The sequence below is a fragment of the Oryzibacter oryziterrae genome (assembly GCF_021864535.1).
Classification (GTDB): Bacteria; Pseudomonadota; Alphaproteobacteria; order Rhizobiales; family Pleomorphomonadaceae; genus Pleomorphomonas; species Pleomorphomonas oryziterrae.
This window is the reverse complement of the sequence record NZ_JAKJIC010000002.1, coordinates 164,863-187,669: the sequence shown is the minus strand read 5'-3', so window position 1 is coordinate 187,669 and position 22,807 is coordinate 164,863. Positions and strand designations below refer to the sequence as shown.

Here is a 22,807-nt window from a genome sequence, read left to right as displayed (position 1 = left end):
ATGGCCAAGCGCAGCATCACCGATACGGAAATCGGCCTGATAAAGGCGATGCTTGCGCGCGGGATGGCCAACGACAAGGTTCACTTCTATTTTAATCGCCCTGATCGTCTGATCAGCTCAGGGCGGATTACCCAAATCAAGCAAAGAAAATATGGTGGCGAGGTCGCCGCCGCATCGGATCCTGATCTGGATGCGTTTATCGCTGCTGCTGCCGAGGGTGGAACCGCCGGAGGGGGGGCCGTTTCAACGCCAAAGACTGAAGAGCTAAAGGGACCACTTCACCCGGAAGTAATAGCCGCACATTTCACCCAAGATGAAGGTGGCACTTGGCGTCTGGGCTGTGGTGAAACGGATGAGCATGAATGCAAGGGGAACTTTGGTTTTAAACATTGGCACGAGTGGATGCGCGCCATTGCTGCACTCGCCAACAATCGCGGCGGATATATATTTTTCGGTGTGCATGACAAACACGAGCCCGCAGTTGGTGAAGACGACAAAAGCTATTCGGTCATCGGATTGCAGAGCGGTGAGTTCGCGAAGGCTGATCCGTCCGATTTCTCCAAGCTCACGAAATCGTATCTCGATCCAACCCCAACGGTGCGAACAACGACTATTTCAATAGGTTCCGAGACCATCGGCGTGATGTACGTTGAGCAACATCCAGGGCGACCGGTCATTGCGCGAAGCGGGGATGGAAAGACGATCAAGGAGGGAGATATCTTCTTCCGGTATCCGGGCCGTAGCGAGCGGATCAAGTACAGCGATCTTCGGGCCATGCTGGACGCGCGCGATGCATCAACTCGACGAGATATTCTCCCTTTGGTTGAACGGCTGCTCGCGCTTGGCCCAGAGCGCGCACTGATCGCAGATCTCGACAAAGGTATTCTGAACGATGGGAAACGATCAATCGTCATTGACCCTGCATTGCTTGATCAAATCAAGTTCATTCGTGAAGGCGAATTCGACGAAAAGGTGGGTGCGCCTGCGTTGCGACTTATTGGAGATGTGACTGCAGACGGGAAGGCTGTCGATAGCAAGATAGTTCGTGCCAATATAACCCCCGACGCAGTTCTTCGAAATTTTTTGACTAGCGAGAAAGTCGAACAGCCTCTTCAGTACCTTGCAAACTCTGCGAACTCAAACCGCGAATGGCAGCCGATCTGGTACTATTTACATCATGCGAACATCCCCATCGACGCGGCCATAGAGCACTTGCAGAAAGAGGTTGCCAGCCATCCGTCACATCGGGACGGTGCAATTGCTCGGCTCAGCGGGAAGCGCAGCGCATATAATGTCAATAATGGCAAACCCAAGCAATTAATCAAGGAATTCGGCAGCGGGATTATAGATGAGCCTACGGATGATTCCGAGGCGCATAAGTTCGCTCTTGCCGTTCAAGGCTTGCCTGATGAACAGAAGAACCTCGAAAATTTCCCGAATATTCTATTAAAATGCTACGAACGCGCCACGTCGCAAACATCCGCTCATAAAAACCTCAAAAGTGCAGTTTTTCGTGCAGCCTGTCGCCTCGACGAGCTTCTGTACCGAAAAGAGTCACAAGCCGTTTAGCTGCGTGGCCCTATTGGAAATACTGGCGTAATTGGCCGACATGACATTTGCAATGTTGCCGGCGCATTGCCCACCCCTCTACCGCTGCCCGCGCGCTGATCCCCTTCGCCATATCGACGGCCACCACGTCACGGGCGACCTGCCGAAGCCCATCGGAGAGGTGTAGGCGGGCAATCAGTCGATCGGCCTCGGGATCGTAGCGGGCGGGTTCACCATCGATCAGGAGCGTTTGGTGGCCGGGCGGACCGGTAAAGGCGACGCGGGGACTTTCGGCCCGCGCTATGCCCGTCGTCAACAGCGCGGTCAGCAGGGCGGCGAACGGCAGGGCGGGACAGCCCGACCTACAGGCGAACCGCGCTCGCCAGCCCTGCGCCATCGCTGCCAGCCGGAAAGCGATCATCCGAGACGCCTCCGCAACTCGCACCGGACCCGCCGCCATCTCCCTTGTTCTGCGGTATGGCTGCGGAACCAAGCGGCGTGCTCTTCCATGAAGGCCCATTCTTGCGGGTCGTCGGGGTGGTCACGCATGACCTGGTCGGCGATCCGGGCGATTTCCGCACGCGGGATCAGCATCGGCGCGATGTTGAATTCCCAGACCGACCAGCCGATGCCCAGAACGATCGGCGCAGCACCGAGGATGATGGCGATCCAGCCGAGGATGTGCTTTGCGGTTTCCATGATGGCCCGAAGTCGCCGGTGCCCGGCGCGATCTCAAGAATGGTGGATCGGGCGGTGCTGGTCTTCGTCGGCGCTTGCAACGAGCGTCACGAGGTCCAATCCTCTCCAGATTGGACTTGTAGACTATAGTCAACATGCAGGTTCGTAAACCAAAAAGAGACTCATAGTCCGTGGACGATTAGTCCACATCACGGCTCGTTCAGGGAATGAGCAGTGAAGCGAGCATCACCAAGATCGTCGGGGAAAACGTGCGCCGGGCGCGCGAGGCCATCGGCCTGTCGCAAGAGGAATTGGGCGACAAAGCCGGGATTGACCGCACCTATGTCTCGGGCGTCGAGAGGGGCGTGCGCAACCCCACCGTCAAGGTGCTGGCCCGGCTTGCTGATGCCTTGGGCGTTCCGCCCGCTCAGCTCTTGGCGCGCGGCGAAGGTGCCGCCCAAGGCGGTGAATCCCGGCGCAGCGGCTCTTCGTCCTGAGCCACGAAGGCGCGGAAGAAGTTGTAGAACTGCCGGAGCCGGGGATCATAGCGATAGATGTTCATCGGCTCGCCATGCCGCAGCGCGTCGAAATAGAACTTGTTGGTGCTGCCCATGGGCACGCGCAGATGGCCGAACATGGCGGCCAGCTTGTCCATCTCGACTTCGAATTCCTTCGACGTGCGCGACAGGGTCGGCAGGTCAGGCCACCGGTCCTTGCAGGCGATGCGCGCCCGCGCGATGGCCGCCAGCGCGGCGGATTGGTATCGCTTGGGCAACGCCATCAGGCGCTCAAGCGCGGTCTTTCCGGTCATCGTCGTGGCCTCCGGGGGCTGAGGGCGAAAACTTCGCCAGCCAGTCGGACGGTTCCAGCGTGCCGGACACCACGAGCACCCCGGCGGTACCGGAATGTTCGAGCTTGGCGGCAACCCGCTCCGAATAGCGTTCGGGCGCATGGGCACGAAGGGCGATTTCAAGCAGCCGGTCGGACTTGACCGTTTCGTGCCCAACAAGCTCACCTCGCTGGAACACCGGGCGCTGAAGCCCATCGAAGACGCGCATATGCAGCTCGGCTTCAAGGGCGGCGGCATAGCGGTCAAGGGCGGCTTCCCACGCCTCGTCAAAGTCCACGTCCCGGTCCTTGAGCTTGTAGACGGCGACCCGCGTCACGCCGATCGCGTCTGCCGCCGCCGTCACGTTGCCACACGCGGCCAGATGGGCGAGGAAGGCATCACGCCGTTCCGCCGTCAGTCGGGTGTAGGAGTGCCAGGGCGTCTTCATGCCCCTGATTCTACGCTTTATACGATGCTCGCGCGCGCGGCATTTGTTGTTTATCTATAACGCAACCGAAAATCATTGTAGTCTTTCAAGTGAGCCAGATCGCTCATGACTCTGCCTTGTGATCACTGCAATGGAGGGCGGCTGGCATCTTCTGAAGGAAGCGGCCATGTCACTAAAAGACACGATACGGGTAGTTCAATCAGGTCGGAGGCGGATCAAATTATTCGTTGATTTTTGGAATGTAATGATTAACGCGAGGAAGCTATGCAAGAATTTCGATATAGATGTTCGATGGGACGCCTTATCAGAATTGCTCGTTAGCTCAACGCGGCTCGGACATTTCGATGATACAATCGGCGAGTTGGCTGGCTGCTACGTTTTTGGATCTGTTTCAAATTCAAATCCGAAAGAAAAAGAATTTGTTGATCGTGTTTTAGATCAGTATGGGGCAATTTCTGGGCTGTTCTTCAATTTCGCGCCGCGTGTTCCGAAGCAATCATCCACTACATGCCCTCAGTGCAGCAACAAATTCAAAACTTTCTCCGAGAGCGGCGTTGACGTGCTTCTCTCAGTCGAGATGATTAAACATGCCACAATGCGCGAACATGAGTATTTAGGGCTAATTTCCAGCGATCGCGATTTTATTCCGCTTCTCTCCTATCTGAAAGATCAGGGTCAGAGGGTAATTCATGTTTCTACAGGCCGACCGGATAGAGATATGCGCTCTGTTACATGGTCTCAAATCGACCTTTCCGATTTTTATCCGTCTATATGCAGAATTCGGCATGACGGTTGCATTGTTCTGACATCGCCATGCGTAAAGGATAGACTCGATGAACTCTTATCAGCTTCATCTGTCGATAGCCGGAGCCTTAGAATATTAGATATCACAAATAGTAGTGAGATTTGCGACAAAGATCTTGACTTCATTCTAAAGAACAAAAACATTTACTGGAAAATGGTAGACGATGAAGATGGTCGCACCAGATATTCACATTCTTCGCTATCTGACAGTATCGATGGTTTCCGCAAGCTTTTGGCGGATGGAGACATTGAGGGAAACCTCCCTTATGTTTTAAGAGAAGGTGAGACCGAGTTGTACTACTCTGGTGAATCGTCGTTTCGCTGGATACAGATGGCTGGTCAAGATGCAGATCGCAGGTGGCCTAAATTGTTTAGGCCATCACTGGACTGATCTTGCTTCTTTCCCTTCCGCAAGACGGTTGAACACCACACTCTTCCCGATCCCCAATTCCCGCGCGATCCGATCCATGCCCATGCCGGACTGCCGCAAGTCCCTGATGCGGGTGATCACCTCGGGGCTGGTTGACGGACGGCCCAGCCGCTTGCCTTGGGCCTTCGCCCGGTCAAGCCCCGCCTTGGTCCGTTCGATCAGCATCGACCGCTCGAATTCGGCGAAGACGCCCGCCATGCCGAAGAGGGCGCGCCCGGCGGGCGTGGTCGTGTCGACGCCCTGTTGGTCAAGATAGAGGTCGACGCCCGTCGCCTTCAGCGTTTCGAAGCATTCCAGCAGCTCCCGCAAGGAGCGGCCCAGCCGCGATACGTCCCACGCCAGCACCACGTCGAATTGCCGCCGGGTGGCGTCGGCCAGCATCCGGCTATAGGCGTCGCGCTTGGCCTTGCCCGCCGCGCCCGAGACGGTTTCCTCGTAAACCTGCACCACCTCCCATCCGGCCTTGGCGGCGACCTCACGGAGGCGCTGAAGCTGATTGTCGGTGATCTGACGGTCGGTGCTGACCCGGCTGAAGATGGCGGCGCGGCGCATGATGAACTCTCCCTTCCTGATGGCGGGGATAATAAGTTCACTTTTTGTTCTCGTCTACCGAAATCCACCCGAGAAACGTTCGTTTTCCGGGTGGATTCAACGGGTTGGAAAAAGCGCCAGATTTTTTGGGGTGCAGCGTCGGCATTTTCGAGGGGGTTTTCCGGGTGGTCGTCACCGGGGTAGAACCTGCCATGAGCACAGGCGACCAGACATGAGCGATACCAGCCCCGACACCGCCACCCGAGAAGCCGTTGAAGCCTTCCTCGCCGTCGCCCGGCAGAGTTTCCCCATCCGCCGCGCGGTTCTGTTTGGAAGCCGCGCGCCGTGACCACCGAGCCGACAGCGACGCCGACCTTGCTGTCTTCCTGTCCGGCGATGCCGGGCCGCTCGTCAAGACCAAGCTGGCGATGGCCGACATCGCCTATGACATCTTGTTGGAGAACGGCGTTTTGATCCAGCCTTGGCCCATCTGGGAGAGCGAATGGCAGAGGCCGGACGGCTATCCCAACCCCGCCCTGCTGGCCTCCATCCGCCGGGATGGCGTGCCGATGTGATGCCGAGGGGCGACGCGCGCCATGCGCCAGCCCACAAGGACACCCCCACCCCCAACTTCCGGAAAACACAGCCGGTGTTCACCCCTCGCCGGACGGCGCGGGCACATTTGCATTTCCGGTTCCACAGGCTCGGGGAATGTCGGGGGCTTCGAGGGGTTCAAGGGGTTCTCTATGGGCTACGCGAGACAGCGGCGCGCGCCGACGACGACGGACGGCGCGGCGAGTACGGCGGCGGCAGGCCGAAACGAATCCCGGAAACCCCGAGAACCCCGTCACAGCTTCAATTCGGTCTGCCTCGGGGCTTCGCTCTGGGTCTGATCCTTCAGCCGGTAGCGCGCGCCCTGCTTGGGGTCGGGTAACTGTTCGATGCAGAGGCCATTCAGCCAGCGCCCGTTGATCGCCTTCAGATAATGGCCGAGCCGCTTCGCGTTCGGACCCATCGGGCAGATGCTGGCGACGGCCTCGCCCAAGGCTTTCAAACCGCCGCTTCGCATCGTGCGTTCGATGACTTCCGCCGCCCGCACCACGGTTCCGGCGCCGATCGTCTCGCGCCATGCTTCCAGAAGGTCGCCGTGCTCATCGCGGGCCAGATCGCGCTGGGCGACGAAGGTGCGGGAGAGGCACGGATCGGCCTCGTCGAGCCAGACCAGCGCGCCGCGCACCAGTTCGGACCACGGCTCGAACCGACCGAAGGGCTTCAGCTCGGACAAGCCGGGACGCCCGGCGACGTGGAAGGCGCGAAGGATGGTCAGGCCGGCGACGGCGAGGGCGGGACGCCGGGCGCGAACGTCTTTACGGAGGTCTCCGGTGAATGTCCGCGTCTCGGGAGCTTCGACGCCGGCATCGATCCGCGAGACGATGGCGCGGGTCGACATGTCGCCCTTGAAGGCGAGGTTGTTGCCGGTGGCGATGATCAGCACGTTGGTCGCAACCTGCACCTGTCTGCTCTGGCCCAACATGCGCGACTGCCAATGCTCCTGCGTCAGGATCGACGCGAAGGCATCGCCGGAAATCGGTCGCTCGACATTGTCGAGTACGAAAATCGGCTCACCCGGCATCAGGAGGGCGAGAAGGCGCTTTTCGTCTTCCTCTTCGTTCTTGCCCTGAGAGACGACCGTGGCCGAGCGCCCGGTGGCGATGATGCTGACGACATCGGCAAGCAGCGACTTGCCGGTCGCCATGGTCGGCGCGGTGAAGGCGTGCAGCGGCGCGCTGCGCAGCGCCCGGCGGCAAAGCGCCGTCAGCATCGCCGACAGCGCCACCGAGCGCGACGAACTCGCGCCCGGTCCAATCTCGGGCTCGACGACGAAGGGAAAACCCGTGATCGGCTCTTTCAGCAACGCCAATGCCGCGAGCGCATCGTCTCGCGTCGGGTTGTCGGGCACCGGCGGGAAGGCAGTGCCGCCGAAGTCGAGATAGAAGCCGGACGTCTGATCATAGCCTTCGGTCTGGATGACGGAGCCATCCGGACACAAGGTCAGCGCTTCGACGACAGCGCGAAGCGGATGGAAGGTCCATTTGTCCGAACGGGCTTGCAGATGCTTGGCGTGGGCGAGCGTCGGCACCGAAACGCTCGCATCGCCGTCGTCGTCCTTCGGGCGGCGGAAGTCGATGTTCTCGATCATGTATTCGCGCAAGCGATGATCGGTGATGTCCTTGATGATCAGCGCCCCCGGCGCAGCGCCGTCTCGGGTCGCGGTGTGCCCGTCACGGCGTTCGACGTGCACCAGTCGGCCCGCCATCTGGTAGAGCCGAGCGTCCATCGCCAACAGTCCGGCCTCTACCTCGTCGAGCACGCGGGGCAGTTCGCTTTCGGTCAACATGACGGTGGGGCGATTGCTACGGTGGCCGCCGTTTGCCTCCTCGTGCGCACGCCGGATCTGGCGCGCCGCATAATCCGCCGCCTTGCCCTTCTTCTCCAGAACCGACGCGCTGATCAGGAACCGAGGGTCCATGATGATCGCCGCGATGACGTCGTCGTCAACACGAGTCCGAACCAGCTCGCAGCAGACGCCGAAAAGCCATTCCGAGCGTGACGGCAAACGGTTCGGCGCGTCGGGATCATGGCCGTGAAGAATGACCACCTTCGTCTGATCCGAGACGGTATTGGGCAACCCGTCCAAGTCAACCGGCCCGACCAGTATGCGCGGCGTTGTCACGGTGACGGCGGGCGTAGTCGCCACAGATCGGCGAAGCGGGGCGGCAACGAACCGGGACAACGGATAACGGCGGTCCCAGTCAACGCTGAACAGCGACGCCAGCACCGGCACACGGCCCTTCTCGCGTTTCTTCGCGTCCGGCAGGTTGATCGTGCCCGGAAGGCGCATGATGCGGTCGATGTTGTGGCAATGGTCTGCCGTGAGCTTCAGGGCGATGTGCTGGCTATACCGCTCCAACTCAACCGCGCGCTCTTCCAGTCCATCGACGGGCTGTTCTTCGTCGAGCAACCAGAAGCCTTGAAAGCCGTTGCCACTGTCGATGACGATTGAAGCTGGCGGATCGAAGTTCTGAAGCACGCGCACGGCGCGCGCCCGTTCCTCGGCAAACTCTTCGCCGACGCGGGGATCAATATCGACATGCAGCGCCTTCAGCGCCCGAATATCGGTCTTCTTGGCCTTCTTGCCCTTGCCGCTCAGGGCCACAAGGCAGGGATTGACTGTGAAATAGAGGTTCGCTTTACCGCTGAGCCCTTCAAGCCATGACCGAATTTCGTCGGGCTGCGAGCGGGGGCGGAAGGTTCGCAAACCGATGCCACCGCGATCCGGCACGATCGCCGTCAATACGATCGGGTCGTCGCCGGAATAGGCATCGAGAAACGCGATGGTCTGGTCAAAATCGGGAAGCAGCATATCGGACATGATCGCCCCCGTCACGCGCGGCAACGGGTGGCAGCCTGTTCGGCGATCCAGCCGTCGATTTCAGCGGCGAGCCAAGCAACGCGCTGTTCCGCGAGGCGGACTTGACGGGGGAACTTGCCCGCGCGGACCATTTTGTAGATGGTCGGCTTGCTGAGCCGGGTCGCCGCGACGACTTCGCGGATGGTCAGGAGTTTGTGCGGCGCGTTCATTACTGCCTCGCTCCAAGAGAAATCGAAAGGAACGGGGCGACGCTAGTTAAGACCTGTGGCTTTAGGTAGAACGCGAATTATCGGGATTTTCTGGATATTTCACGAATCTCTCGCAAGTGACGGGCGACCTTTTCGGTCGCTGTGGCTGTCCGCTTGTCGTGCTGTGACGGCGTGTCTCGTTTCAGGGGATATTTCTCGGGGTTCAGACCGAGCAGGATGGGAGCGCAGAACTCGCAAAACAATCGTGTCTGACTTTTATGCTTTGGACTTTCTGTCATCACATCGGGTGCGGGCTTGAAGGGGACGGTCCCATGCGATTGCTCCCAAATTTCGAGCAATGCCTGTACCGCAGCCCGCTCGGCAATATCCCGACCAGAAAAATTGCCCGTTCGTCCAGCGAGGGTTTCAAGTGTCGCGTCGATGAAGACGTTCAACGGGAATGACGACAGTATTTCGCTGTCTTCTTCCTGCGGATCGATGCGCTCGAAAGGATCGAAGTTGAATTTTGTGCCAATGGACATCAGCGCTTCATGGGCGACGAAAGCCTTGATTTCATCGGGGACACCTTCCCACAGGCGCGCAATGCGTTTCAATGACTCCTTGGCCTTCTGGCGTCTTTCGCGATCCTCTAGCTCTTGCGTCGGAGCCTCAGCGCTCAATTCGGTTTTCGAAATCGTCGCCAGCCGTGAACGGCCAACCTGTTCTTCCTCCAAATGGCGCGCCCGGACATAGACGTCACGGACGTAGCTGAACTGTTCAGGCGTCAATTCCACGGTGGTTCCCTTCCGCGCGTGAAAGATCTTGCGCCGCCTGCATGTTGATCCAGAATTCGGCGCTCGTTCCAAAATAGCGCCCGAGACGGATCGCCGTATCGGCATCGACCCCACGCCGTTCCCGTCGCACTGCCGCGACACGATAGCGGCTCACGCCGAGCGCGGCGGCAAGCGCCCGGTCGCTGATGCCGAGCGGCTTCATGAACTCCTCGCGGAGAACTTCGCCGGGATGGGTTGTTACGCGCACCATGATGCCTGAACTCAAAAACCGACCAATTTGCCGGACTATACCAAAACCGATATAAACATCCAATCAGACCCGACACCGTTACAGACGGAGGTATCGCCATGGAACGCCAGACCTTCGCCAACGTGTGGGACGCGATCGAAGATGCGCCGAGTGAGGCGGCCAACATGACGATGCGCTCCGATCTGCTCATCGCCCTTCGCAACACTGTGGAGGGCTGGAACCTGACGCAGGCCGAAGCGGCGCGGCGGCTCGGGGTGACACAACCGCGCCTCAACGATCTGCTGCGCGGGCGGATCGCCAATTTCAGCCTCGACGCCCTCATCAACCTTGCGCGGCAGGCCGGGCTTTCCGTCCGGTTGGAGATCGACGCGGCGGCTTGATCACCCCGCCTTCGGCGTTCAGGTCCCACAACGCGCCCCACTTCTCCAGCGCGGCGCGCTTCTCGTCCAGATAGCTGTAACGGTTGTAGGTTCCCGCGACGCCCGGAATGACGTGGCCGAGAACCCGTTCAATGTGCTCCTGGGCGATGCCGAGCCGGGCCATTTCGGTGGCGACGGTGCGGCGGATGTCATGGATGGTCCAATCCGTGACGCCCGAGAGCTTGTCCATGCGCTGCTTGGCCTTGCTGAAGCCGCTGACCGGCTTGTGGCCGGCGCTGGTCGTGAACAGATAGTCGTCGATGGTGAAATGCGGCAGCGCGTCGATGATGGTCTGCATGGCCGCCGTGAAGGGCACCACCTGCGGGCGCTTGGTCTTGTAGAAGTCGCTCGGGATTTCCAGCGCGGCGATATCGGCCCGCACCCATGACCAGCGCGCCTCAGCGATTTCGGTCTTGCGCTGGCCGGTCAGGATCAGCAGGCGGAAGATCGGCCCGAACGGATAGCCCATTAGCGGCGCGGCCTGCCAGATCGCCGAAAGCTCCGCCATGGTCAGCGTGCGTTCACGGGGCTTGTAGGCGATTTCCGGGCGTTCCATCCCGGCGAGCGGGTTGGCGCGGATGATGTCGCGATCGACGGCCCAGTTGAAGACGCGCGTCAGGTGCTTGCGGACTTCGCGAGCGATGGAGGCGCGGTCTTCGGCGACAAACTGGTCGAGCAGATTGTGGGCGTCGGCACGGGTGACGCCGTCGATGGGTCGATCGCCCCAATGCGGCACCACATAGGTTTCGAGAAGGAACTGGGTGTCCTTCCACTTCACCGTGTTGACCTTGGCGTAGACATTGATGAAGCGGTCGATGACCGAGCGGATCAGTCGTTCGGTCTTCGCCTTCTCGGCTTCCTGCTTCACCTTTTGCGCCTTCACGGCGATGTCGCGCGACGAGTCCGGGTCTTCGCCCCTGTCCGCCGCGTCGAGCACGGCCATCGCCTTGTCGCGGGCGTCCGCCAAGCTGACGAGCGGATAGGCTCCGATCGTCACTCGGCGCAGCGGCCCGCGCAATCCGGCCTCGCCCGCGCCTGCGACACGGAAGAGGACGGACCAGCTCTTTTGCCCCTGCGGCGTGATGCGCAGTACGAGGCCATCGGTTTGGGCGTCGCGGATTTCGCGGCGGCGCTCCGGATCGGGGCTGAGTTTCTTGATCGCGGCATCCGTGAAGCGGATGGGCGGGTCCTTGGCTTTGTCCAGCGGCTGTTTGGCCATGTCGGGGTAACGCGGGGTTAAAAATGGAGCGAGTTTCAGCGATACGGGGCGATCCCGTCGGAGACGATTATAGACGGCAAGCCATTGTTCGTAAAATGAAAAGGCAACTTATAGAGACTACCAGAGCCCACCCGAGATAAGGGGTTGCTCTATTGGTAAGGGAGAGGTCGAGAGTTCAATCCTCTCTCACAGCACCATCAATTCCCTGAAAAACATAGAGTTGTCATTCGGCGATTTTTCCTGTTGTCCGAACGGGACTCGCGTGCGCCTGGCACGCTGATTTGTGCTCTTGCCTTTCAATGCGTTCGCCAGGGCCGAGTTGCCCTCAGGCGCGGTCAGCCGCCGGCCGCACCCTGCCCGCTCGCGTAACGCCCTCGCCTCCTCATATGACCGCGCTCGTTAAGCCTTCCCAACGTCTCGACAGCGTCCCGCGACGGGCTGCACCGAAATTGCAAGTCAAGTCAATTGCTTGCAGCCTGCGCCTTTCAGGGTTTCTTAGGTGGCAGCTGATAATGCTTGCGCTGTGCCGCGTCGTGTGGCAGCCAGTCAGCGAGACAGGAACCCATAATCTCATGAAGAACTTTGCCAAGTTGAGCGTCGTCACCGCCTTCGCAATTGCCGTTTCCACCGGCTCTGTCCTTGCCGGCGACACCAAGTGGGGCGCGTTTGCCGTCGACACGTCGGACGCCACCACCAACACCCCCTATTATGGGGTGGGCGGGGGCGACACCGAGAAGGAAGCTTCCGACAACGCCGTGAAGTTCTGCGCCGAAGAAGGTGGCAAGAACTGCACGCTCGCCACCACCTACGAGCAGTGCGGCGCCCTTGCGTCGAACGGAAGCTCGATTGGCTGGGGCAACGCCCCGACCCAGGAAGAGGCCGAAAAGCAGTCCATGGTCGGCTGCGGCAAGGACGATTGCAAGGTTCTGGCGTCCGATTGCAACTGACGCAAACAGGGCGCCGGATCGCTCCGGCGCCCTTTCATACCATTGCCGCGGCCCCCTCCGCGGCCGGCGGCCCAGACGTGGCCCCGTGCCCCGGCGGATGACAGGGCATGCGCGGGTTCAGCCCTCTGCCACCTCCGCCCGCTCCAGCACATAGAGGCTGACGTCGATCTGGCCGGTGCGGAAGCCGGCTTCGCAATAGGCGAGATAATAGGACCACAGGCGTCGGAAGGCGGGGGAATAGCCCAGCGTGGCGACGCGAGGGGCGGCGGCGTCGAAGTTGCGGCGCCAGGCCGCGAGCGTCTCGGCATAGGACAGGCCGAAGTCCAGGCGTTCGCGGATCGCAAGACCGGCGCGGGAAGCCCCTTCGGCGAAAGCCGACTTGCTCGGCAGCATGCCGCCGGGGAACACAAGCGTCTGAATCATGTCGGGATGGGTGCGGTAGTGCTCGAAGCGGTCGTCGGCAATGCTGATCACCTGCAGCACCGCCCGGCCGTCCGGATTGAGCGACTGGCGGACCTTGTCGAAATAAACCGGCCAGTAGGCCTGCCCCACTGCCTCGAACATCTCGATGGAGACGACGCGGTCGTAGCTCGCCGCAACATCGCGATAATCGCAAAGATCCAGCCTGACCGCTTCGCTCACCCCCTGCGCGGCCACGGCCTGCCGGGCGAAGGCGAGCTGGGCCGGCGACAGGGTGATGCCGTCGACGCGGGCCGCACCGCTGCCGGCAAGATGGGCGGCAAGCCCGCCCCAGCCGCAGCCAATCTCCAGCACGCTCTGGCGACCGTCGAGGGCGAGCATGTCAGCGATGCGCTCGAGCTTGCGCTGCTGGGCGGTGGCCAGGTCATCGCCGGCCTCGTAGAGCGCGGAGGAGTAGATCAGCCTCTCGTCGAGCCAGGAGGCGAAGAAGTCGTTGCCGAGGTCGTAATGGGCCATGATGTTGCGTCGGCTGCCGGTGCGCGAGTTGCGCCGCAGCAGCATGGTCAGGCGCTGGAACAGGCGCATCGGCAGCGAGGCTTCGGCCAGGCTGTTCAGCCCATCGAGATTGTCGGCGAGCAGGCTGAGCAGGGCCACCAGATCGGTGGTCTCCCAGTCGCCATCCACATAGGATTCGGCAAAGCCGATGTCGCCGGAGGTCAGGAGGCGATTGATCGCCCGCCAGTTCAGAATGTGCAGTTCCGCGTCACGCCCTGCCTGGCGACCGGCCGCCACCAGCCGGGTGCCGTCGGGCAGCAATACGGTCAGACGTCCACGGCTGACATGGGCCATCATCCGCCTGACGAAGGCGACACGCAGCCGGCTCGGCACCGCCAGGCCAACGATGGAGGGCACGAGCGTGGAGATCGACAGCAACGTCATGCGGAATGCCTTTCCTTGGAATTGAAGCCCTTGGGGCCGCCGCCGGGGCGGGAGTGAAACGGCACGCGCTTCAGCCACAGTTTCAGGGCCTCCCAGTGGATGCCGGCGACGACCTTCAGCGTCATCAGGGGCATGCGCAACAGGAGCCGGGCAAGGCCGGCGGTGGTCAGCGCCTGACGTGTCAGCGACAGGGACGCGGCCAGCAGGAGGCCGTCCTGATCGCGATCCTCGATGGCCAGCGAGAAGCGCGCCTCCGGCGGCCGGATGTGAAAGCGATAGTTGAGATCCATCGGCAGGAAGGGCGAGACGTAAAAGTCCTTGGCTGTCGTCTGGCACAGGGTGCCGGTGGCACCTGGGGCCACGTCCAGCGCATAATGGTGCAGGCCGCCGAAGGTGTTGCGCACTTCGTAGATGACCGCCGCCAGACCAGCGTCGGCATTGCGGCAGAAATAGACGCTCAGCGGATTGAAGCCGAAGCCGAGGACGCGCGGCATGGCCAGGATTGTCAGTGACGTGCCATCCCAGGCGAGCGACCGCGCCTGCGCCAACGCCCGCATGCGCGCTGCCAGCGAGCCTGCGCCCTCTGGCCCGTGATCGGCTTCGCGGACGGAGACGAGATTGGCGCGGTTGACCGACAGGAGGCGGCTCGCGCCATCAAGATCCTCCAGACGGTCCACGTCGGCATGAATCATGAAGATGCTGTATCTCAGCCGGTGCGGCCGCGGCCGCAGGCGCCGGTGCATCACCGGCCCGACATAGAGGGCGGGGGCCAGGCTCATGCCGCCCTCGCGTCGGCGGTCAGCGCCGGAACGAGATGGATGCGACCGGATTCGGCCGCTACCGACCAGGGGCGCCGCACGCCCCCCATGGCTTCGGCGGCGGCCAGGCCCGCCTGCAGGCCATCCTCATGGAAGCCAGCGCCGAAATAGGCCCCGGCGAACCAGGTGTTGGCCTTGCCCTGCAAGGTCCAGAGCTGCCGCTGGGCGGCAATGGCGGCCTGATCGAACTGCGGATGCTCGTAGGTCATGCGCGCATAGACGCGCTCTTCGCGCGGCGGCGTCATGGCATTGAGCGTCACGAACAGCGGTACCGAGGGATCGAGATGCTGCAGCCGGTTCATCCAGTAGGTCACCGACGGTCCCGCCGAGTGATCGGAGGTGGCCAGATAGTTCCAGGCCGCCCAGGCCGCCCGGCGGCGCGGCATCAACCGCTCGTCGCCATGCAGGATGGTCTCGTTGCTGTTGTAGCGGAAGGCGCCCAGCACACGCCGCTCCTCTTCCGTCGGCTGCTCCAGCACGGCCAGCGCCTGATCGGCGTGGCAGGCCAGCAGCACCCGGTCGAAGCTGCGCAGTCGGCTGCCGTCCTCGATGACGACGCCCTCGTCCGAGCGCGCCACCACACGCGGCTTCCGCCCCAGCATGATGCGACCGGCCAGGGGGTCTGTGAGCCGCGCCACATAGGAGCGGCTGCCGCCGGTCACCGTCCGCCAGACGGGCCGGTTGGCGATCTTCAGCAGGCCGTGGTTGTCGCAGAAGCGGATGAAGGCCTCGGCCGGATAGGCCCCGACGTCGGCTGCCGGGGTCGACCAGATGGCCGCCGCCATGGGATAGAGGTGGTCCTGCCGGAAGGCTTGCCCATAGCGGTTGGCGTCGAGATAGTCGGACAGCGTCATGTCGCCGAGCTTGCCAAGATCGCGCGGGGCCTGGGCATAGAACCTCAGGATGCCCGAGAGCATGGCGTAGAAGCGCGGCCGCAGCAGGTTGCCGGGCTGGGCGATCAGGCCGGCCAGATCGGAGCCGGCATATTCGAGCCGCCCGCCATCGATGGACACGGCGAAGGACATGTCGGTCGCCTCGGTGGTCACATCGAGGTGGTGGAAAAGGGCCGTGAGGTTGGGATAGGTGGCTTCGCTATAGACGATGAAGCCGGTGTCCACGGGGATGGAGGCGCCGGAGGTCGGCGCCAGCAGGGTGTTGCTGTGGCCACCGACGCGGCGATCGGTCTCGAAGACGGTGACGTCATGCCGGGTGGAGAGCAGCCAGGCAGCCGACAAACCGCTGATTCCCGAGCCGAGGACAGCGATCTGCAACCGGTCGCTACAGGTCTTCGTCGCATTGTGCATGGCCTCTCCCGCTTGCCTTCGCAATTGATGTAACATCGCTTCTACGCCGGGCACACATTTTGGGATCACTGTGCGCGCAGGAAAGTTGTCGTCTAGCCGGATTTCGGTGATCCACCCCGTGATCCGGCGCGTATGAAGGGCATGAAACGTGCGTCACTTCCTTTCCCGGCCCCATCGACGGCGCCCCAATCGGCGGGGCGCGTCATGAGACCGGCTCTGTCCGACGGCGAGCCGCTCGACGGCCACGAGGCCGCACGCCTCGTCGCGGCCATCGCCGCTCACGGCGATCGGCAGGCCTTCGCCAGGCTGTTCGCCTTCTATGCGCCGCGGCTGAAATCCTTCCTGACCCGCCAGGGCTTCGGCGCCAGCGATTGCGACGACCTGATCCAGGACACGCTCCTGACCGTCTGGCGCAAGGCCGGCCAGTTCGACCTGCAGTCGGGGGCGGTGTCCACGTGGATCTTCACCATCTGCCGCAATCTCGGCATCGACCGCCGGCGGCGTCTGGTGCGGCGCTCGCGCGTCGCCGAACTGGAGACACCTGAAGATCTCGACCCGACGCCGCTCGTCGACAGCGATCTGATCAGCCGCGAGGAAGAAGCGCGGGTCCGCAAGGCGCTCGGCCAGCTGCCGGCCGAGCAAGCCGAGGTGATTGCGCTGTCCTATTTCGGCGACTCGCCCCAGACGGAAATCGCGCGCCGTCTCGGCATTCCCCTTGGCACCGTCAAATCGCGGGTTCGTCTCGCCCTGACCCGTTTGCGCCAACTGCTCGGCGACTTCCAATGACTGTGAAGCATCACCCCACTCCCGAACTCCTCGCCCGCTTTGCGGCCGGGTCCCTGTCGCCGGCGGCTGCGCTGGTGGTGGAGAGCCATCTGAGCATGTGCGACACCTGCGAAGGCGAGGCGCGTGACATGACGGCCCTCGGCGGCGTCCTCCTGGAACGCCTCGCCCCTGCCGATCTCGACGCGCGCCTGTTCGAGCGGACCCTTGCGCGCCTCGACGAACCGCGTCCCGCCAGTGCCTCGGCCGGCCGCGCGCGTCGCACAACGCCCGATCTCGGCATCGACCTGCCAGCTCCGATCGCCGGCCGCGTCAACTCCGGCTGGCGCTGGATGGGACCGGGCATGGCCTTCACCCGGCTGGACGTGCCCGAGGACGAGCGCACCTCCCTCGTTCTCCTACGCATCGCCGCCGGTCGCCGCATGCCGACGCATGGCCATTCCGGTGCCGAGCTGACACTGGTGCTGCAGGGCGCCTTCACCGACGAGCATGGCCGCTTTGCCAAGGGCGATCTGGCCGAAGAGGATGGCGACAGCCATCACACGCCCGTGGTGATCGGCACGGAGACCTGCGTCTGCCTCGCCGCCATCGAGGGACGCCTTCGGCCGCACAGCCTGATCGGTCGTCTCGTCAGCCCTTTCATAGGTCTCTAGGCGCATGATCACCGGCGCCGCAACCGCCCTGGCCGTGATGATGCTGGCGATGGCTGCCGCCGCGCTGATCGCCGAACGGACTCGCCGCTCCGGCTTCGTCGACGGCATCTGGTCGTTGTCGTCGGGCTTCGCCGGCGCGCTATCGATCGGCCTTGCGGCTGGCTGGACGGGGCGGGCCGTGCTGGTTGCCGGATTGATCGGCCTCTGGGCGCTCCGCCTCGGCCGTCACCTGCTCAGCCGCAGCTTCGCCCACGTCGGCGATGATCCCCGCTATGCGGCCCTGCGGCGGGAATGGGGCGAGGCGGCGCCGCGCCGCATGTTCCTGTTTCTGCAGACGCAGGCCCTGGCCGGCTGGCTGCTTGCGCTGTCCGCCACCGCCATGGCGTCCCGTCCGGGGCCGGTCGATTGGCAGGATGGGCTCGGCCTGTTCCTTGCTCTCGCGGCCATCTGCGGCGAGGGCCTCGCCGACCGGACGCTGAACCGGTTCCGCCGCGAGAAGCCCGGTGCGGTGTGCGACCGGGGCCTGTGGGGCTGGTCGCGCCATCCCAATTATTTCTTCGAGTGGCTGTTCTGGGTCGGGCTGGCGCTCACCGGCGTCGGCGGGCTCGACCTGCGCAGCGCCGGCGCGCTGCTTGCCCCGGCGATCATGTACGCACTGCTGGTGCACGTCTCCGGCATTCCGCCGCTGGAAGCCCATATGGCTCGCAGCCGAGGGGAGGCCTTTGCGGCCTACCGGCGGCGTGTCTCGGCCTTCTTCCCCTGGCCGTCGCGCACGGACGCTCAGGGCGAGAGCCAGCGCGACAGGAGCAGGTAGCTTGCCGTCGCCGCCAGGCCGCTGGCAATCGTCCCCCAGGCAAGATCGACCAGGGTGATCACCACGGGCCAGCCGCGCAGCGTCGCCTGGTTGGTGAGGTCATAGGTGGCATAGGCGACGAGGCCGAGCGCCGCGCCGTTGACCAGCGCCATGGTCCACCTGCCGCTGGAAAGCGCCGGCTGAATCGCAAGGAAGGCGAGCCCTGCGGCATAGATCAGATAGAAGATCACCGCCGGCAGCGGCTGGAACGGATCTGCCACCAGATCGCCCATGGCCGGCTTGTAGAGCCGCGGCACCATGGTGCCGAGCCAGACCGCATCCAGCGCGAGAAAGCAGACGAGACCCGTCACATAGGTGGCGATGGCAGCGATCATGGGAACCTCCGTTGCGTGTGACCTCTCTACGCACGCCAACGGCCAACGGATCATCGGTGCCGTCCGATCCGCGCCCAAGCCCTTGCCAAACGACAAGACGCTCCGCCGGGGGGACGGCGGAGCGTTGGCGGCGTGGTGTCCTGACAAGACGGTGGAGGTCAGAGCACCGTGGCCGGTCTGCGTGTGAAGGTGAGCACGAAGCGGCCGGCACCGGCCGGCGTGGGCGACGGGTCGCTCGTCAGTTCCATCTGGCCGTCGCCGGGGAAGCGGACGGAGCGCAGGTGAACGTCGCCCACCCAGTTGGGGATCAGGCAGTGCTGGAGGCGCTGGGCGATGGTGCCCGCCGCCTCGTCGATGGTGTAGGGCCCGGCATAGGCGAGCAAGCTCCGCGCCGCCGCGATGGTCTGGGCGTCGGTGCCGCCGTCGGGCGCCGGACTGTCCCACAGCGGACGCTCGGCGGTCTCGACCAGGAAGGACATCCAGCCGTCGGCGCCCCAAGAGCCGTAGCCCTTGACGTTCGGCCCCATGGGCAGGATCGGCGGCAGCCCCTCCACCTGCAGCGTGAAACCGGTGAGGGTCCAGGTGCCGACGAGACGATCGGCGATCGATGATGTGTGCGTCATCAGGTTCTCCCTCAGCCGACCAGCGCCACGGCGCGGGTCCAGCCGGCCGATGCGCCCTTGATCTTCACGGGCATGCAGATCACCTCGAAGCCGGTGGACGGCAGCGCGTCGAGATTGCTGAGCTTTTCCATGTGGCAATAGCCGATCTGGATGCCGGCGAAATGGCCTTCCCAGATGATGCTCTTGTCATGGGTCTGCTCGAAGCGCTTGGCGGTGAAGGAGAAGGGAACGTCCCAGCTCCAGGCGTCGGTGCCGGTCACGCGCACGCCGCGCTCCAGCAGCCAAAGCGTCGCCTCGCGCCCCATGCCGCACCCGGAGTTGAGATAGGCCATGGTGCCGTATTGCGCGGCGGCCGAGGTGTTGACCAGCACGATGTCGAGCGGCTGCAACTCGTGACCGATCCGCTTCAGCTCCGCCTCGACCTCGGCGGCGCTCACCACATGGCCGTCGGGCAGGTGGCGGAAGTCGAGCTTGACGCCCGGCCGGTAGCACCATTCCAGCGGCACTTCGTCGATGGTCAGCGCCCGTTTGCCGTTGTCCATGGTCGAGTGATAGTGGTAGGGCGCGTCGAGATGCGTGCCATTGTGGGTGGTCAGCTGCACTTCCTCGATCGCCCAGCCTTCGCCGTTGGGAAGGTCCTCGGGCTTCAGGCCGGGGAAGAAATGCGCCATGCCCGGCGCCGACTCCTTGTGGCCGCGATAGGTTACCTTCGGCCCGAGCCCCGGCGGGTCGGACGGACGGTCATTCTCGATGGCCACGGAAATGTCCACGATCTTGCGGGTCGGCGTCGCCGCCACCGCCGCATCGGACGCGGCCAGCGCCGCCATGAAGCCGCTGATGCCCAGCATCACGCTCCGCCTGTCGGCGACCAGTTCCGGGCTGGTGCGATGTTCACTGTCATCGGTCATCTCTCGCGCTCCTTTCCGGGTCAGAGCCGCTCGATGGCCAGGGCAACGCCCTCGCCGCCACCGATGCACAGGGAGGCCACGCCCCGCTTCAGGCCGCGTGCGGCCATCGCATGCAGCAGCGTGACGACGATGCGGGCACCGGACGCGCCGATCGGGTGGCCGAGGGCGCAGGCGCCGCCGTTGACGTTGAGCTTTTCCGGATCGAGCCCGAGGTCGACGATCGCCGCCATGGGGACGGCGGCCAGTGCCTCGTTGATCTCGAAGAGATCGACGTCGCCCACCTGCCAGCCGGCCTTGGCGAGCACCTTGCGGATGGCGCCGATGGGCGCCGTGGTGAACCATTCCGGTTCCTGGGAATGGGTGGCGTGCGCCACGATGCGGGCGAGCGGCGCCTTGCCGCCAGCCCCGGCCTCACCCGTCAGCACCAGCGCGGCCGCGCCGTCGCAGAAGCCGGAGGCGGTCGCCGGCGTGATGGTGCCGTCGGGCTTGAAGGCGGGCGGCAGCTGCGGGATGCGGGCGACGTCGGCCCGCTTCGGACCTTCGTCGGTGCGGATGGTGGTGGTGACGCCCTGCCGAACCACGTCGACACCGACGATTTCCGCGTTGAAGGCACCGCTGGCCTGGGCACTCTGGCACGCTGCACCGAGACCGTGGCCGAGGCATCCTGCGCCTGCCGCGTGAAGCCGTATTTGGCCGCGCAGTCTTCGGTGAACAGGCCGAGCGAGCGACCGTCGGCATTGTCGATGCCGTCGCGCAGCAGATGATCCTGCAGCACCGCGTCACCGAAGCGCAGACCGGCGCGGGCATGGGCGAGATAAGGCGCGTTGGACATGGCCTCCATGCCGCCCACAGCAACGATGCCGGCCGAACCGGCGCGGATCAGATCGTGACCGAGCATGATCGCCTTCATGCCGGAACCGCACACCTTGTTGACGGTGGTGGCGCCGGTGGCGAGCGGAATGCCCGCGCCCATGGCCGCCTGGCGCGCCGGAGCCTGCCCCACGCCGGCAGTCAGCACGCAGCCCATCACCACCTCGTCGATGGCGGACGCGTCGACGCCCGAGTCCTTGACGGCGGCGGCAAGCGCCGTCGCACCAAGCTGGGTGGCGGGAATGCCGGCGAACTGGCCCAGCAGGGTGCCGATCGGCGTGCGGCGAGCCGAGAGAATGTAAACGGAAGCATCAGTCATTCTTGTGTCCTCGGAGTGTCGGCAAAATCATGCCCGGCCGACCGGCATCACCGGTCGGAGGATGGTCGTGACGAGGGAATGGGAGAGGGAGAGGTTCGGGCGTCAGGCCTTGCGGCGCTTCCAGCGCAGATGCGTGACCTGGGTCTTGCCGTTGATCAGCACGGGATCACCGGAAAGCACCAGAATGTCGTCACCCTCTGCCGCGATGTAGCGCTTCTGGCGGCCGCCCAGCCAGTTGGGCATCAGGCTGAACTGGAGATTGTGGTAGACGATGCCATTGGCCTCATCGACGTCATAGGGGCCGGCATAGGCAAAGAAGGTCCGCGCCGCTTCGATCGTCTGCTCGGGCGTACCGCCGGAAAGGTCGGGATGATCATAGGGCTTGCGGTCCGGCCTCATGATCTGGACGGACATCCAGCCGTCGGCGGAATAGCTGATGACGCCGAGCGCGCCCGGCCCCATGGCGTCGGCGACAACGCCCTTGTCGTCGGTGGTGGTGAAGGACTCCATCATCCAGGTGCCGACCAGCCAGGAGCTGTAGGTCTTGCCACCGGGCGCAGCCTGGCCGGCAACGGCGCCGCAGGTGGCGGCGGCAAGCATGCCCACACCGGCGACAAACGCGCGCCGGTTGGGCAACGGCAGGTCTACGGACATTTTCTGAGTGACAGATCCGGCCGATGCCGGGTAAGCCAAGTCACGCTGTTCAGGGGTCGTATCCATGGTCTTCTTTCCTCCAGATATTATCGATCTCTTGTCAGGTCCGTCGCTGGAGATGATAATAGGTCGGTCGACCTACCAATTCAATAGGGGAAGTTCCTGAATGGCCGTCAAAGCCACCACGCCCGAGCGAATCCTGGATTCTGCCGAGGCCCTGTTCGCCGAGGGCGGGTTTGATGCCGTGTCCGTGCGCGCCATCACCGATCGCGCCGGCGTCCGGCTCAACCTGCTGTCCTATCACTTCAAGTCGAAGGAGGGGCTCTTCGAGGCGGTCATCGACCGGCGCCTGCATGTCCTCAACGCCCGGCGACGGGAAATCCTCGCCGCCGCCGAAGCCGATGGTTCGGTGCTCGGTGTCGCGCGCCTGCTGACGATCTTCATCCGGCCCTATATCGACCTTGCGGTTACCGGCGGCGAAGGCTGGAAGAGCTACACGCGCATCATCGCCCAGATCTGCCAGTCGGATCGCTTCTCGCCCTTGCTGAAGCTGCACATGGAAGACACGCTGACGATCTTCCTCGACCGCTTCGCCCGCAGCCTGCCCGATGTGGATCGGGACCGCCTGGTCCAGGCCTTCTACTTCACCATAGCGCTGATGGTCTCGTCCTTCGCCGGCGTCGGACGCATCGAGGCGCTGGCGCAGCCCGGCCTCGACGCGACGGGACTGGACGCAGCGCTGGAGCCGCTCATCGCCTACACCACCGCCGGCTTTCTGGCCGCCTGCGGCATTCGCTCAGCCGCCTGACG

Annotated in this window: 27 protein-coding genes and 1 pseudogene; 10 read left to right on the top strand and 18 right to left on the bottom strand. The window is 63.5% G+C overall.

What is annotated here, in order from left to right; genetic code table 11:
• Positions 1-1,569 carry an ATP-binding protein gene (locus L2I41_RS03305; RefSeq protein WP_237152084.1) on the top strand — a complete coding sequence of 523 codons (1,569 nt, stop codon included), beginning with the start codon at positions 1-3 and terminating at the stop codon, positions 1,567-1,569.
• A gap of 10 nt (positions 1,570-1,579) precedes the next feature.
• Here the strand turns inward: L2I41_RS03305 and L2I41_RS03300 are convergent, their stop codons facing one another.
• Together L2I41_RS03300 and L2I41_RS03295 are read right to left on the bottom strand one after the other, a co-directional pair.
• Positions 1,580-1,969 carry a hypothetical protein gene (locus L2I41_RS03300; RefSeq protein ID WP_237152083.1) on the bottom strand — a complete coding sequence of 130 codons (390 nt, stop codon included), beginning with the start codon at positions 1,967-1,969 and terminating at the stop codon, positions 1,580-1,582.
• Positions 1,966-2,247: a hypothetical protein gene (locus tag L2I41_RS03295; protein ID WP_237152082.1), complete on the bottom strand. Its 282-nt coding sequence runs from the start codon at positions 2,245-2,247 to the stop codon at positions 1,966-1,968. The genes L2I41_RS03300 and L2I41_RS03295 overlap by 4 nt, the downstream gene beginning before the upstream one ends.
• 206 nt (positions 2,248-2,453) lie before the next feature.
• Here L2I41_RS03295 and L2I41_RS03290 point away from each other — a divergent pair, with 206 nt between their 5' ends.
• Positions 2,454-2,723, top strand: coding sequence for a helix-turn-helix domain-containing protein (locus L2I41_RS03290; protein WP_237152081.1), 270 nt, complete (start codon positions 2,454-2,456; stop codon positions 2,721-2,723).
• Here L2I41_RS03290 and L2I41_RS03285 read toward each other — a convergent pair.
• Both L2I41_RS03285 and L2I41_RS03280 read right to left on the bottom strand, forming a co-directional pair.
• The gene (locus L2I41_RS03285) at positions 2,654-3,037 is read right to left on the bottom strand and encodes a hypothetical protein (protein WP_237152080.1); all 384 of its coding nucleotides are present in this window, start codon (positions 3,035-3,037) and stop codon (positions 2,654-2,656) included. The genes L2I41_RS03290 and L2I41_RS03285 overlap by 70 nt on opposite strands.
• Complete coding sequence (locus L2I41_RS03280; protein WP_237152079.1) at positions 3,015-3,503, bottom strand: hypothetical protein; 489 nt, start codon at positions 3,501-3,503, stop codon at positions 3,015-3,017. Before L2I41_RS03280 ends, L2I41_RS03285 begins: the two co-directional genes overlap by 23 nt.
• A 166-nt stretch (positions 3,504-3,669) precedes the next feature.
• Between L2I41_RS03280 and L2I41_RS03275 the strand changes: the two genes are divergently transcribed.
• Positions 3,670-4,698: an NYN domain-containing protein gene (locus L2I41_RS03275; RefSeq protein WP_237152078.1), complete on the top strand. Its 1,029-nt coding sequence runs from the start codon at positions 3,670-3,672 to the stop codon at positions 4,696-4,698.
• On the opposite strand, the gene L2I41_RS03270 is transcribed toward L2I41_RS03275, so the two are convergent.
• On the bottom strand, positions 4,687-5,289 hold the full coding sequence (locus L2I41_RS03270; protein WP_237152077.1) for a recombinase family protein: 603 nt from the start codon (positions 5,287-5,289) through the stop codon (positions 4,687-4,689). The genes L2I41_RS03275 and L2I41_RS03270 overlap by 12 nt on opposite strands.
• Before the next feature lie 308 nt (positions 5,290-5,597).
• Between L2I41_RS03270 and L2I41_RS03265 the strand changes: the two genes are divergently transcribed.
• Positions 5,598-5,843, top strand: a complete 246-nt coding sequence (locus tag L2I41_RS03265) for a nucleotidyltransferase domain-containing protein (protein WP_237152076.1) — start codon at positions 5,598-5,600, stop codon at positions 5,841-5,843.
• Between the two features lie 272 nt (positions 5,844-6,115).
• On the opposite strand, the gene L2I41_RS03260 is transcribed toward L2I41_RS03265, so the two are convergent.
• From L2I41_RS03260 to L2I41_RS03245, 4 genes are all read right to left on the bottom strand, one after another.
• Positions 6,116-8,701 carry a hypothetical protein gene (locus L2I41_RS03260; protein WP_237152075.1) on the bottom strand — a complete coding sequence of 862 codons (2,586 nt, stop codon included), beginning with the start codon at positions 8,699-8,701 and terminating at the stop codon, positions 6,116-6,118.
• An 11-nt stretch (positions 8,702-8,712) separates the two neighbouring features.
• A complete protein-coding gene (locus L2I41_RS03255; protein WP_237152074.1) occupies positions 8,713-8,910 on the bottom strand; it encodes a helix-turn-helix transcriptional regulator in 198 nt (65 codons plus the stop codon).
• Between the two features lie 77 nt (positions 8,911-8,987).
• Positions 8,988-9,683, bottom strand: a complete 696-nt coding sequence (locus tag L2I41_RS03250; RefSeq protein ID WP_237152073.1) for a hypothetical protein — start codon at positions 9,681-9,683, stop codon at positions 8,988-8,990.
• Positions 9,667-9,933: a HigA family addiction module antitoxin gene (locus L2I41_RS03245; protein ID WP_237152335.1), complete on the bottom strand. Its 267-nt coding sequence runs from the start codon at positions 9,931-9,933 to the stop codon at positions 9,667-9,669. The genes L2I41_RS03250 and L2I41_RS03245 overlap by 17 nt, the downstream gene beginning before the upstream one ends.
• 98 nt (positions 9,934-10,031) lie before the next feature.
• On the opposite strand from L2I41_RS03245, the gene L2I41_RS03240 reads away from it, so the two are divergent.
• The gene (locus L2I41_RS03240) at positions 10,032-10,313 is read left to right on the top strand and encodes a helix-turn-helix domain-containing protein (RefSeq protein WP_237152072.1); all 282 of its coding nucleotides are present in this window, start codon (positions 10,032-10,034) and stop codon (positions 10,311-10,313) included.
• Here L2I41_RS03240 and L2I41_RS03235 read toward each other — a convergent pair.
• A complete protein-coding gene (locus L2I41_RS03235; RefSeq protein ID WP_237152071.1) occupies positions 10,255-11,571 on the bottom strand; it encodes a tyrosine-type recombinase/integrase in 1,317 nt (438 codons plus the stop codon). The two genes, L2I41_RS03240 and L2I41_RS03235, sit on opposite strands and share 59 nt — an antisense overlap.
• Before the next feature lie 572 nt (positions 11,572-12,143).
• Here L2I41_RS03235 and L2I41_RS03230 point away from each other — a divergent pair.
• Positions 12,144-12,518 carry a DUF4189 domain-containing protein gene (locus tag L2I41_RS03230; protein ID WP_237152070.1) on the top strand — a complete coding sequence of 125 codons (375 nt, stop codon included), beginning with the start codon at positions 12,144-12,146 and terminating at the stop codon, positions 12,516-12,518.
• Between the two features lie 117 nt (positions 12,519-12,635).
• On the opposite strand, the gene L2I41_RS03225 is transcribed toward L2I41_RS03230, so the two are convergent.
• The 3 genes from L2I41_RS03225 to L2I41_RS03215 are packed head-to-tail and all read right to left on the bottom strand — an operon-like array spanning position 12,636 to position 15,999.
• Complete coding sequence (locus L2I41_RS03225; protein WP_237152069.1) at positions 12,636-13,877, bottom strand: SAM-dependent methyltransferase; 1,242 nt, start codon at positions 13,875-13,877, stop codon at positions 12,636-12,638.
• Positions 13,874-14,656, bottom strand: coding sequence for a DUF1365 domain-containing protein (locus L2I41_RS03220; RefSeq protein ID WP_237152068.1), 783 nt, complete (start codon positions 14,654-14,656; stop codon positions 13,874-13,876). Before L2I41_RS03220 ends, L2I41_RS03225 begins: the two co-directional genes overlap by 4 nt.
• Positions 14,653-15,999 carry an NAD(P)/FAD-dependent oxidoreductase gene (locus L2I41_RS03215; protein ID WP_237152067.1) on the bottom strand — a complete coding sequence of 449 codons (1,347 nt, stop codon included), beginning with the start codon at positions 15,997-15,999 and terminating at the stop codon, positions 14,653-14,655. Before L2I41_RS03215 ends, L2I41_RS03220 begins: the two co-directional genes overlap by 4 nt.
• 204 nt (positions 16,000-16,203) lie before the next feature.
• On the opposite strand from L2I41_RS03215, the gene L2I41_RS03210 reads away from it, so the two are divergent.
• From L2I41_RS03210 to L2I41_RS03200, 3 genes are read left to right on the top strand one after another with little or no spacing between them, the layout of a single operon-like run.
• The gene (locus tag L2I41_RS03210) at positions 16,204-16,785 is read left to right on the top strand and encodes a sigma-70 family RNA polymerase sigma factor (RefSeq protein ID WP_237152065.1); all 582 of its coding nucleotides are present in this window, start codon (positions 16,204-16,206) and stop codon (positions 16,783-16,785) included.
• On the top strand, positions 16,782-17,435 hold the full coding sequence (locus tag L2I41_RS03205; RefSeq protein WP_237152064.1) for a ChrR family anti-sigma-E factor: 654 nt from the start codon (positions 16,782-16,784) through the stop codon (positions 17,433-17,435). Before L2I41_RS03210 ends, L2I41_RS03205 begins: the two co-directional genes overlap by 4 nt.
• A 4-nt stretch (positions 17,436-17,439) precedes the next feature.
• Positions 17,440-18,249 carry a DUF1295 domain-containing protein gene (locus L2I41_RS03200; RefSeq protein WP_237152062.1) on the top strand — a complete coding sequence of 270 codons (810 nt, stop codon included), beginning with the start codon at positions 17,440-17,442 and terminating at the stop codon, positions 18,247-18,249.
• Here the strand turns inward: L2I41_RS03200 and L2I41_RS03195 are convergent.
• From L2I41_RS03195 to L2I41_RS03175, 5 genes and pseudogenes are all read right to left on the bottom strand, one after another.
• Complete coding sequence (locus L2I41_RS03195) at positions 18,216-18,623, bottom strand: DUF2177 family protein (protein WP_237152061.1); 408 nt, start codon at positions 18,621-18,623, stop codon at positions 18,216-18,218. The genes L2I41_RS03200 and L2I41_RS03195 overlap by 34 nt on opposite strands.
• A 158-nt stretch (positions 18,624-18,781) precedes the next feature.
• A complete protein-coding gene (locus tag L2I41_RS03190; RefSeq protein WP_237152060.1) occupies positions 18,782-19,246 on the bottom strand; it encodes a lipocalin-like domain-containing protein in 465 nt (154 codons plus the stop codon).
• A gap of 11 nt (positions 19,247-19,257) precedes the next feature.
• Positions 19,258-20,073 (bottom strand): cyclase family protein, encoded by an 816-nt coding sequence (locus tag L2I41_RS03185; protein ID WP_237152334.1) that lies wholly within the window; start codon positions 20,071-20,073, stop codon positions 19,258-19,260.
• A gap of 101 nt (positions 20,074-20,174) precedes the next feature.
• Positions 20,175-21,343, bottom strand: a pseudogene (locus tag L2I41_RS03180) (thiolase family protein).
• A gap of 102 nt (positions 21,344-21,445) precedes the next feature.
• A complete protein-coding gene (locus tag L2I41_RS03175) occupies positions 21,446-21,997 on the bottom strand; it encodes a lipocalin-like domain-containing protein (protein ID WP_237152059.1) in 552 nt (183 codons plus the stop codon).
• Between the two features lie 166 nt (positions 21,998-22,163).
• Here L2I41_RS03175 and L2I41_RS03170 point away from each other — a divergent pair, with 166 nt between their 5' ends.
• Complete coding sequence (locus L2I41_RS03170) at positions 22,164-22,805, top strand: TetR/AcrR family transcriptional regulator (protein ID WP_237152058.1); 642 nt, start codon at positions 22,164-22,166, stop codon at positions 22,803-22,805.
• Positions 22,806-22,807: the final 2 nt, after the last annotated feature.

What these genes read in the sequence shown, in the direction of transcription:
- L2I41_RS03175 (WP_237152059.1), bottom strand. Translation starts at nt 21,997, where the DNA reads ATGTCCGTAGACCTGCCGTTGCCCAACCGGCGCGCGTTTGTCGCCGGT.
- L2I41_RS03275 (WP_237152078.1), top strand. Translation starts at nt 3,670, where the DNA reads ATGTCACTAAAAGACACGATACGGGTAGTTCAATCAGGTCGGAGGCGG.
- L2I41_RS03245 (WP_237152335.1), bottom strand. Translation starts at nt 9,933, where the DNA reads ATGGTGCGCGTAACAACCCATCCCGGCGAAGTTCTCCGCGAGGAGTTC.
- L2I41_RS03235 (WP_237152071.1), bottom strand. Translation starts at nt 11,571, where the DNA reads ATGGCCAAACAGCCGCTGGACAAAGCCAAGGACCCGCCCATCCGCTTC.
- L2I41_RS03200 (WP_237152062.1), top strand. Translation starts at nt 17,440, where the DNA reads ATGATCACCGGCGCCGCAACCGCCCTGGCCGTGATGATGCTGGCGATG.
- L2I41_RS03195 (WP_237152061.1), bottom strand. Translation starts at nt 18,623, where the DNA reads ATGATCGCTGCCATCGCCACCTATGTGACGGGTCTCGTCTGCTTTCTC.
- L2I41_RS03220 (WP_237152068.1), bottom strand. Translation starts at nt 14,656, where the DNA reads ATGAGCCTGGCCCCCGCCCTCTATGTCGGGCCGGTGATGCACCGGCGC.
- L2I41_RS03305 (WP_237152084.1), top strand. Translation starts at nt 1, where the DNA reads ATGGCCAAGCGCAGCATCACCGATACGGAAATCGGCCTGATAAAGGCG.
- L2I41_RS03295 (WP_237152082.1), bottom strand. Translation starts at nt 2,247, where the DNA reads ATGGAAACCGCAAAGCACATCCTCGGCTGGATCGCCATCATCCTCGGT.
- L2I41_RS03225 (WP_237152069.1), bottom strand. Translation starts at nt 13,877, where the DNA reads ATGACGTTGCTGTCGATCTCCACGCTCGTGCCCTCCATCGTTGGCCTG.
- L2I41_RS03210 (WP_237152065.1), top strand. Translation starts at nt 16,204, where the DNA reads ATGAGACCGGCTCTGTCCGACGGCGAGCCGCTCGACGGCCACGAGGCC.
- L2I41_RS03290 (WP_237152081.1), top strand. Translation starts at nt 2,454, where the DNA reads ATGAGCAGTGAAGCGAGCATCACCAAGATCGTCGGGGAAAACGTGCGC.
- L2I41_RS03230 (WP_237152070.1), top strand. Translation starts at nt 12,144, where the DNA reads ATGAAGAACTTTGCCAAGTTGAGCGTCGTCACCGCCTTCGCAATTGCC.
- L2I41_RS03185 (WP_237152334.1), bottom strand. Translation starts at nt 20,073, where the DNA reads ATGGCGGCGCTGGCCGCGTCCGATGCGGCGGTGGCGGCGACGCCGACC.
- L2I41_RS03280 (WP_237152079.1), bottom strand. Translation starts at nt 3,503, where the DNA reads ATGAAGACGCCCTGGCACTCCTACACCCGACTGACGGCGGAACGGCGT.
- L2I41_RS03190 (WP_237152060.1), bottom strand. Translation starts at nt 19,246, where the DNA reads ATGACGCACACATCATCGATCGCCGATCGTCTCGTCGGCACCTGGACC.
- L2I41_RS03255 (WP_237152074.1), bottom strand. Translation starts at nt 8,910, where the DNA reads ATGAACGCGCCGCACAAACTCCTGACCATCCGCGAAGTCGTCGCGGCG.
- L2I41_RS03270 (WP_237152077.1), bottom strand. Translation starts at nt 5,289, where the DNA reads ATGCGCCGCGCCGCCATCTTCAGCCGGGTCAGCACCGACCGTCAGATC.
- L2I41_RS03300 (WP_237152083.1), bottom strand. Translation starts at nt 1,969, where the DNA reads ATGATCGCTTTCCGGCTGGCAGCGATGGCGCAGGGCTGGCGAGCGCGG.
- L2I41_RS03240 (WP_237152072.1), top strand. Translation starts at nt 10,032, where the DNA reads ATGGAACGCCAGACCTTCGCCAACGTGTGGGACGCGATCGAAGATGCG.
- L2I41_RS03170 (WP_237152058.1), top strand. Translation starts at nt 22,164, where the DNA reads ATGGCCGTCAAAGCCACCACGCCCGAGCGAATCCTGGATTCTGCCGAG.
- L2I41_RS03260 (WP_237152075.1), bottom strand. Translation starts at nt 8,701, where the DNA reads ATGTCCGATATGCTGCTTCCCGATTTTGACCAGACCATCGCGTTTCTC.
- L2I41_RS03285 (WP_237152080.1), bottom strand. Translation starts at nt 3,037, where the DNA reads ATGACCGGAAAGACCGCGCTTGAGCGCCTGATGGCGTTGCCCAAGCGA.
- L2I41_RS03215 (WP_237152067.1), bottom strand. Translation starts at nt 15,999, where the DNA reads ATGCACAATGCGACGAAGACCTGTAGCGACCGGTTGCAGATCGCTGTC.
- L2I41_RS03205 (WP_237152064.1), top strand. Translation starts at nt 16,782, where the DNA reads ATGACTGTGAAGCATCACCCCACTCCCGAACTCCTCGCCCGCTTTGCG.